Below are 7,692 nucleotides of genomic sequence, written 5' to 3'. Positions count from 1 at the left end.
CCGATATTCTTGTAATCGTTCATCAGCTTGAAGAAATTCGCATAGAAGCGCTTCCAGGCGAATTCGTTCTCGGTCGTCCAGTCGTAGAAATAGGAGCCGTGGTTGTCGCGCGTCGACTGGAAGTAATTCCACAGCTGCGGCGTGGTATAACGGTTGTGCCAATCCGCATTGCGCGCGCGCATCAGATCGCGCGACGCGGCATAGATATTGAACGTCGGGTTGAAGATGACGCCATTGTCCTTCTGGTGGTGGAGATAGTCCATCCACTCGGGCGATTCGGGCGGATAGACCTCGTTCCAGATCTCGGCGATGTCGCCGAAGCGATGCTGTTCGTTGTTGTAATTGTAATCGAGCGGAAATTGCTGGATCGTCGCGCCCCTCAGCAGTGCTTCGTGATGCCCGTAGAAATGCGTCACGGTGTCGAGATGCGCGTCGCCCGCGTCGCGCGCGTTGAAATTGGCGACCCCGGTCTGCGAGAGATGCGCCAGCGTGCCCATCTTGTTCTTATGCGCTTCGTCGATCGCCGCGGCGATGATCGCGGGGGTTTCCTCGGGCCGGTTGAAGAATTTGATTCCGTCGATGTTGTGCGTCGCGGCCCAGCGCACCCAGGCGCGCGCCTTGTCGGGTGAATCGACCGCCCCGCCGGCCCAGCCCGCACCGAGGGTCTGATAATTGAAGATGCGCGGCGCCGCGATCTGGTTCGCCGCCGAGCGATCCTTCTCCGAACCGGCGATGTCGGGAGGCGCCAGCGGCACCCCGCGCACCGTGGTGACGCCGTGCGCGAGCCACAATTTATAGGCGTAGCTCATGTCGGGCGCCTTGTCCGCGGCGGGGGCGTGGACATGGGTGTCGACGAACCCGGGCAGCGCGTACATGCCGGTCGCGTCGAGCTCGTAATCGGCATCGCGCGGCTCGCGCTGTGCTTTCATCGGCAGCCCGGGCCAGCCCGCCTGGATCACCGCGGTGATGCGATTGCCCTCGATCACGATATCCATCGGCCCGCGCGGCGGGGCGCCGGTGCCGTCGATCAGCGTGACGCCGCGGATCACCAATTTGCGAAACGGCCCGACGCTTTCCGCGGGGCTGCGCGCCGGCGCCGGCACATATTGCCCGGCCGGCCCCGGCGTCGCGCCGGTCGCGCCCCCCGCCACCCATTCGTCGTGATCCTGCGCGATCGAGGCGCTGCCCAGCGCCGCGATGCCCGCGATCAGCATCGTGGTGGAGAGAAAGAATCGCTTCATGCCCTGTTTCCTTGCCCCGGTTCGGAAAAAATCCTTCGCCGGATAAGCATGGCTCGGGCATCGCCTCAGCGGAAGGGCCGGCGTAAACTTAAATCGACTGGCGGTGCCGCGTCACGAGCTTGCGCGCGTCGCCTGCCCAGCGGTGCTGCGCTGGCGACCATAAACGAAATAGATCAGGATTCCGATCACGTTCCAGCCGATGAAGCGCGTGATCGTATGCGTCGGCAGGCTGGTGATGAGATAGGCGCAGCCGAGGATCGCGAGCGTGCCGACGACATAGGGCTGGGGGCAGGCGAACACCCGCGGCAGCTCGGGCGCGCGCTTGCGCAGGATCATCATGCAGGCGGCGACCGAGATGAACGCGAGGAGCGTGCCGGCATTGGCCAGCTCGGCGATCTCGTCGAGCTTGAAGAAGCCCGCCACCCCGGCGACGAACAATCCGGTCAGCCCGGTGATCAGCATCGGCGATCCGGTGCGCGCCGAGACGAGGCTGAGCTTGCGCGGGAGCAGGCCGTCGCGCGCCATGACGAAGAAGATCCGGCTCTGGCCGTACATCATCACCAGGATGACCGATGGGAGAGCGACCAGCGCGGCAAGCGCGATCGCCCAGGCGGCGAACGGGTGGTGGAGCGTGCGCAGCACGAAGGCCAGCGGCTCCGACGAGGCGCCGACCGCGGCATGATTGACCGCGCCGACCGCGGCGACCGCGACGAGGATGTAGATCAGGGTGCACACCGCCATCGACCCGATGATCCCGATCTTCAGATCGCGCGACGGATTCTTGGCCTCCTCCGCCGACGTGGCCACCGCATCGAAGCCGTAGAAGGCGAAGAACACGATCGCCGCCGCCGCCATCACCCCGCGCGTCTTGCCCGCGGCATCGACCCCGCTGGCGAAACCATAGGGCATGAACGGCTCCATATTGCCCGCATTGAACGCCGGCAGCGCGAGCAGGACGAATGCCGCCAGCGCGCTGAGCTTGATCACCACCAGCACGATATTGAGCGTCGCGCTCTCGCGCGTCCCCGCCATCAGCAGCCCGGCGACCGCCAGCGCGACGACCGCGGCGGGCAGGTTGATGAGGCCGCCGGCATGCGGGCCGCCGAGGATGATCGGGGGGAGATGGATTCCGGCGGACTCGATCCAGCCGACGAGATAGCCCGACCAGCCGACAGCGACGGTGCTGCACGCGAGCGAATATTCGAGGATCAGGCTCCAGCCGACGATCCATGCGACCGTCTCGCCCATCACCGAATAGGAATAGGTATAGGCACTGCCGGCGGTGGGAATCAGCGTTGCCAGCTCGGCATAAGCGAGCGCGGCGCAGGCGCACACCGCGCCGGCGATGACGAAGGCGAGGATCACCGCGGGGCCGGCGCGGTCAGCGCCGACCCCGGTGAGCGTGTAGATACCGGTGCCGACGATCGCCCCGACGCCGAGCGCGATCAGATGCGGCCAGCTCAACGTCTTGCGGAGCTGCTCCCCCTCGCGGTGCGCGGCGGCCGCGGCAAAAGGCTTTCGCGGGCCAAGTAGAAATTGTGCCAATCCAGCTTCTCTCGATACAATCGTTCGTTGTACATGAATCGTATACGTTATATATTTAGCCATGCAAAATAAAAATCGGCCGGCAGCGCGGAGCGCGGTGGTGATCGGCGGCGGCATCGTCGGGATGAGCAGCGCGATCGCGTTGCTCGAGCGCGGCATGGCCTGCACGCTGATCGATCCGGCGACCGAGCGGCGCGGCGCATCGTGGGGCAATGCCGGGCATATCGCGATCGAGCAGGTCGAGCCGCTCGCGTCCATGCGGACGGTGCGCAGCCTGCCGCGACGCTTGTTCAGCCGGGGCGGGGCGGTGGCACTGCCGGCGCGCGACATTGCGGCGTGGCTGCCCTTTTCGCTGCGGCTGCTGGCGGCGGCGCGGCCGAAGCGGTTCGATGCCGGGAAGGCGGCGCTGGCCGCGCTGCTCGCGGCGGCGCTGCCGGCGTGGCGGCGGCTGGTGGCGAACGCCGGCGCGGCCGACCTGCTGGTCGAGGACGGTCATTTCATCGTCTGGGAAACCCCGCAGAGTGCGGCGGCGGGGCGCGCCGCCTGGGCGGCGACCGATATCGGCGCGGCGCGCTTCCGCGACGTGACTCCTGCGGAAATGGCGCAGATCGCCGCGCTGACCAAATTGCGGCCCGCGGGGGCGATCCGCTTCCTCGGCAGCGGGCAGGTCGCCGATCTGGGCGAGCTGGCGACGGCGCTCGACCGGCGCTTCACGGCGTTGGGCGGGGTGCGTCGGGTTCAGGCTGCAACTGCGCTGGAGCGCGAGGGCGCGGGGGTGGCGGTGAGGCTCGCCGACGGCACATTGCTGCGCGCCGATGCCGTGCTGGTCGCGACCGGCGCGCGTGCCGGCGAATTGCTGGCGCCGCTCGGCCTGCACGTGCCGCTGATCGCCGAGCGCGGCTATCATATCCGCAGCGCCGAGACGACATGGCCGGCGGAGATGCCGCCGTTGGTGTTCGAGGATCGCTCGATGATCGTCACGCGGTTCCGCGGCCATGTGCGCGCGGCGAGCATCGTCGAATTCTCCCGCGTGTCGCGCCCGGCGGACCCGCGCAAATGGGCGCGGCTGCGCGATCATGTTGCGGCGCTCGGGCTGCCCTTCGCGCTGCCCGGGGAGGAATGGATCGGCGCGCGCCCGACGCTGCCGGATTACCTACCCGCGATCGGCGCGAGCACGCGCGCGGCCAATCTCTTCTATGCCTTCGGGCATCAGCATCTCGGGCTGACGCTCGGGCCGGTGACGGGCGAGGCAATCGCCGCGCTGATCGCGGGGGAGACGCCGGGGCTGGATCTGGCGCCGTTCGATCTGCGGCGTTTCGGTTGACCCGGGGGATGCATTTGCCCTCTCCCCGTTCGGGCTGAGCTTGTTGAAGCCCTGCACTTTTCTTCGCAAGGAAGGAAGGCAGCCCTTCGACAAGCTCAGGGCGAACGGGTCGCTACTTCGCGGACGGGGCGTTAGTCGAGATAGTTCGCGATATCGTCGTACAGCTTTCGCGAGACCGTCACCCCGTTCGCCAGACTCCGCGCCCGCGCTTCATAGCGTCGCCGAGACGGCAACCGCGCGCCTTGCCCGAGAATACCGTCGAAGATCCGCTCGGCGCGCGCGAGATGCTCGGCCGTCGCCGCACCGAGGAACCCGGCGGGGTCGATCGCGATGATCAGTTCGCCGCCGCGCGGCGAGGAGCGCGTGCCTTCATCGTCGGCGAGCGATTCCGCGCTCGTCATGTCGCCGATCAGCGGGCCGGCGATCAGCTCGACCATCGCCGACAGCGCCGATCCCTTGTGCCCGCCGAACGTCAGCATCGCGCCCGCCAGCGCCGCCGCGGCATCGGTGGTCGGCTGGCCCTCGGGGTCGACGCCCCAGCCGAGCGGGATCGGCTTGCCGGCGCGACGATGAAGCTCGATCTCGCCGCGCGCCACCGCGCTGGTCGCGAAATCGAACACGAAGGGGTCGGCGGCGGGGCGCGGCCAGGCGAAGGCGATCGGGTTGGTCCCGAACAGGGGGCGGGTGCCCCCTGCGGGTGCGACCCAGGCGTGGCTGGGGGTGAAGGCGAACGCGACCAGCCCGGCGCGCGCCAATGCTTCCACCTCGGGCCATAAAGCGGCGAAATGGACGCAATTGTTGAGCCCCAGCGCGGCGATGCCGCATGCGCGCGCCTTTTCGATCAGCACCGGGCGCCCGATCTCGAAGGCGAGCTGGGCATAGCCGCGGTTCCCGTCGACCCGCGCGAGCGCCGGGGCGGTATCGTGGAGCATCGGTGCGGCATCGAGCGCGACCTTGCCCGCGCTGATGGTCTGCGCGCAGCTGAGCAGGCGATAGATGCCGTGGGCGCCGCATTCGTCGCGTTCCCCCGCGACGATCGTTTCGGCGACCGGCCCGATCTGGCGCGCCGACAGCCCAAGCCGCGCGAGCACGCGGCGGGCGAAATCGCGAACCTCGTCGAGCGAGAGGGTGATCGTCTCGTCCATTCACACTTCCTGTCGGTTACGGGATTGCTCCGGCGATCGATGTGTATATCGTATACGTAATTCGAGGGAAGGGAAAGAATGACGGTAGCAGCCCCGAGCGCGACGGATCCGGGCGCGGTCCCCGCTGTGGACGGACCGACGTTGCTCGGCCACCCCGCCGGGCTGTTCGTGCTGTTCTTCACCGAGATGTGGGAGCGCTTTTCCTATTACGGGATGCGCGCGCTGCTGATCTTCTATCTGATCGGCCATTGGGGGTTCGGCGAAGACCGCGCCTATGTCGTCTACGGTTCCTATACCGCTTTGGTATTCCTGGCGCCGGCGATCGGCGGCTATCTTGCCGATCGCTATATCGGGGCGAGCAGGGCGGTCGCTTACGGCGGGGTGCTTCTGGCATGCGGCCATATCCTGCTGGCGATCGAGGGGGAGGGCGCGCAGGGCGGGATCGGCTGGTTCTGGGCGGCGCTGGCGCTGATCGTCACCGGCACCGGTTTCCTCAAGGCGAATATCTCGGTGCTGGTCGGCGATCTCTACGACCGCGCCGACGTGCGGCGCGATCCGGGGTTCACGATCTTCTATATCGGGATCAACAGCGGCGCGGCGCTGGGGGCGATCGTCGCGGGCTATCTCGGGCAGGCGATCGGGTGGCGCTGGGGTTTCGGCGCGGCGGGGGTGGCGATGCTCGCCGGGCTCGCGGTGTTCCTGTGGGGACGGCGCTGGCTGATGGGGCGCGGCGGGCCGCCGGCCGGGGCGCGATTGGGCGAGCGACGCTGGGGCATCACCCGCGAATATCGCGTCTATCTTGCCGGGCTCGTCGGGGTGGCGGGTGTGTGGTGGCTGATCCAATATCAGCAGCTCGTCGGCCTCGCGCTCGGTGCCGGGGGCGCGATCGTCGTCGGCTATATCCTGTTCACCGCGGTGGTCCGGCTGCCCAGGGCCGAGCGCAACGGCATCTTCCTCGCGCTCGTGCTGATCCTGTTGTCGATCCTGTTCTGGGCCTTTTACGAACAGGCCGGATCGTCGCTCAACGTCTATACCGAGCGGCACGTCGACCGGCGGCTGTTCGGCATCGCGATGCCCGCGGCGGTGTTCCAGTCGCTCACCGCGATCCATATCATTATCTTCGGCCCGGTGATGGCATGGCTTTGGCTGCGCCTCGCGCGGCTCGGGCGCGAGCCCGCGGTGCTGACCAAATTCGGGCTGGGGCTGGCTTTGCTGGGGCTCGGCTTCCTTATCCTTGTCGCGGGCGCGCGCGGCGCGGGCGGGGCGCCGACCCCGCTGATCTTCATCGTGCTGCTCTATCTGTTTCACACCCTGGGCGAATTGTGCCTGTCGCCGATCGGGCTGGCGGCGATGACCCGGCTCGCGCCGCCGCAGATGGCGGGGCTGCTGATGGGCACCTGGTTCCTCGCCACCGCGGCGGGGAATTTCACCGCCGGGCTGATCGCGCGCGCCAGCGCCGGGGGGACGGCGGTCGAGACCTTCGCGACGGTCGGCTGGACCGCGGTGATCGCCGGCGCCGCCGTCGTCGCGATCAGCGTCGTAGCGCGCCGTAGCTTGCGGGGAGCGTGAAGCCGAAGCCGAGCGCGTCTGCCGGGTCGATCGCGAAGGTCGCGGTGCCGGTGAAGCTGGCATGCCCGGCGACGCGCACCTGCACCGCGGGGATCGTGCCGGCCTTGGTCTCGCCGATCGCCGTCGCGGTGAAGGGGATGCCGGTCGGGCCGGAGAAGGACCGTTCGACCCCCGCCGCGATCAGCCCGCGCGCATGATCCGCGGCCATCCGCGCGGTGACCCCGCTGCCGGTCGGGCTGCGATCGACCTGGCCGTCGGCGAAGACGCAGAGATTGTAGCTCGGCGCGGGCGGCGGCGCGTCGTCGGTGAGGATCGTCCCGTAGAGAAAGCCGAGATCGGCGGCGTCGGGGTGGACGATGTTGAGCGTGCGCCGCCCCGCCTCGGTGATCGCCTTGCCCGCCGCGACCAGCCGGTCGAGCGGCGTATCGAAGAAATCGAGCCCGAGGCGCGAGGCGGGAAGCAATGCGTAAAAGGCCCCGCCATAGGAAAGATCGCAGGTGATTGCGCCGAATCCCGCCACCTCGATCACCGCGTCGCGCTGCGCGAGAAAGGCGGGGACGCTGTCGAACGCGGTGCGCACGACGCGCCCGTCCTGCACTGTGCAGCACAATCGCACCAACCCGCACGGCAGCTCGATCGCGAAGCGCGTCTCCGGCTCGGTCGCCGCCACCCGCCCGCTTTCCACCAGCCACTTGCCGAGCGCGATCGTCGCGTGGCCGCACATCGTGCTATAGCCTTCGTGGTGCGTGAACAGCGCGCCGAATACCGCCTCGGGATGAGTCGGGGCGACCGGGATGACGCCGTACATATCGGCATGGCCGCGCGGTTCGAACATCAGCGCGCGGCGCAACGCATCGTGCTGCGCCTG

The 7,692-nt window shown here is 68.3% G+C and carries 6 protein-coding genes; 2 read left to right on the top strand and 4 right to left on the bottom strand.

Annotated features, from left to right (window positions below):
* On the bottom strand, nt 1-1,241 hold a 1,241-nt coding region (locus BGN95_RS23765; RefSeq protein ID WP_286774234.1), incomplete at its 3' end, for an amidohydrolase family protein.
* A gap of 111 nt (nt 1,242-1,352) precedes the next feature.
* Complete coding sequence (locus BGN95_RS23760) at nt 1,353-2,786, bottom strand: amino acid permease (protein ID WP_286774230.1); 1,434 nt, start codon at nt 2,784-2,786, stop codon at nt 1,353-1,355.
* Between the two features lie 61 nt (nt 2,787-2,847).
* Between BGN95_RS23760 and BGN95_RS23755 the strand changes: the two genes are divergently transcribed.
* Nucleotides 2,848-4,110, top strand: a complete 1,263-nt coding sequence (locus BGN95_RS23755) for an NAD(P)/FAD-dependent oxidoreductase (RefSeq protein WP_286774229.1) — start codon at nt 2,848-2,850, stop codon at nt 4,108-4,110.
* A 131-nt stretch (nt 4,111-4,241) separates the two neighbouring features.
* Here the strand turns inward: BGN95_RS23755 and BGN95_RS23750 are convergent, their stop codons facing one another.
* Entirely contained in the window at nt 4,242-5,255 is a 1,014-nt protein-coding gene (locus tag BGN95_RS23750) for an Ldh family oxidoreductase (RefSeq protein ID WP_286774228.1), read from the bottom strand.
* Nucleotides 5,256-5,333: 78 nt separating this feature from the next.
* Here BGN95_RS23750 and BGN95_RS23745 point away from each other — a divergent pair, with 78 nt between their 5' ends.
* Nucleotides 5,334-6,824 carry a peptide MFS transporter gene (locus BGN95_RS23745; RefSeq protein WP_179512663.1) on the top strand — a complete coding sequence of 497 codons (1,491 nt, stop codon included), beginning with the start codon at nt 5,334-5,336 and terminating at the stop codon, nt 6,822-6,824.
* Here BGN95_RS23745 and BGN95_RS23740 read toward each other — a convergent pair.
* Nucleotides 6,787-7,659 carry a proline racemase family protein gene (locus tag BGN95_RS23740; protein WP_286774227.1) on the bottom strand — a complete coding sequence of 291 codons (873 nt, stop codon included), beginning with the start codon at nt 7,657-7,659 and terminating at the stop codon, nt 6,787-6,789. The two genes, BGN95_RS23745 and BGN95_RS23740, sit on opposite strands and share 38 nt — an antisense overlap.
* Between the last annotated feature and the right edge of the window lie 33 nt (nt 7,660-7,692).

The sequence above is a fragment of the Sphingomonas sp. 66-10 genome (genome assembly GCF_001897045.1).
Classification (GTDB): Bacteria; Pseudomonadota; Alphaproteobacteria; order Sphingomonadales; family Sphingomonadaceae; genus Sphingomonas; species Sphingomonas lycopersici.
The sequence above is the reverse complement of the archived record's forward strand: the minus strand, read 5'-3'. Positions and strand labels throughout refer to the sequence as shown.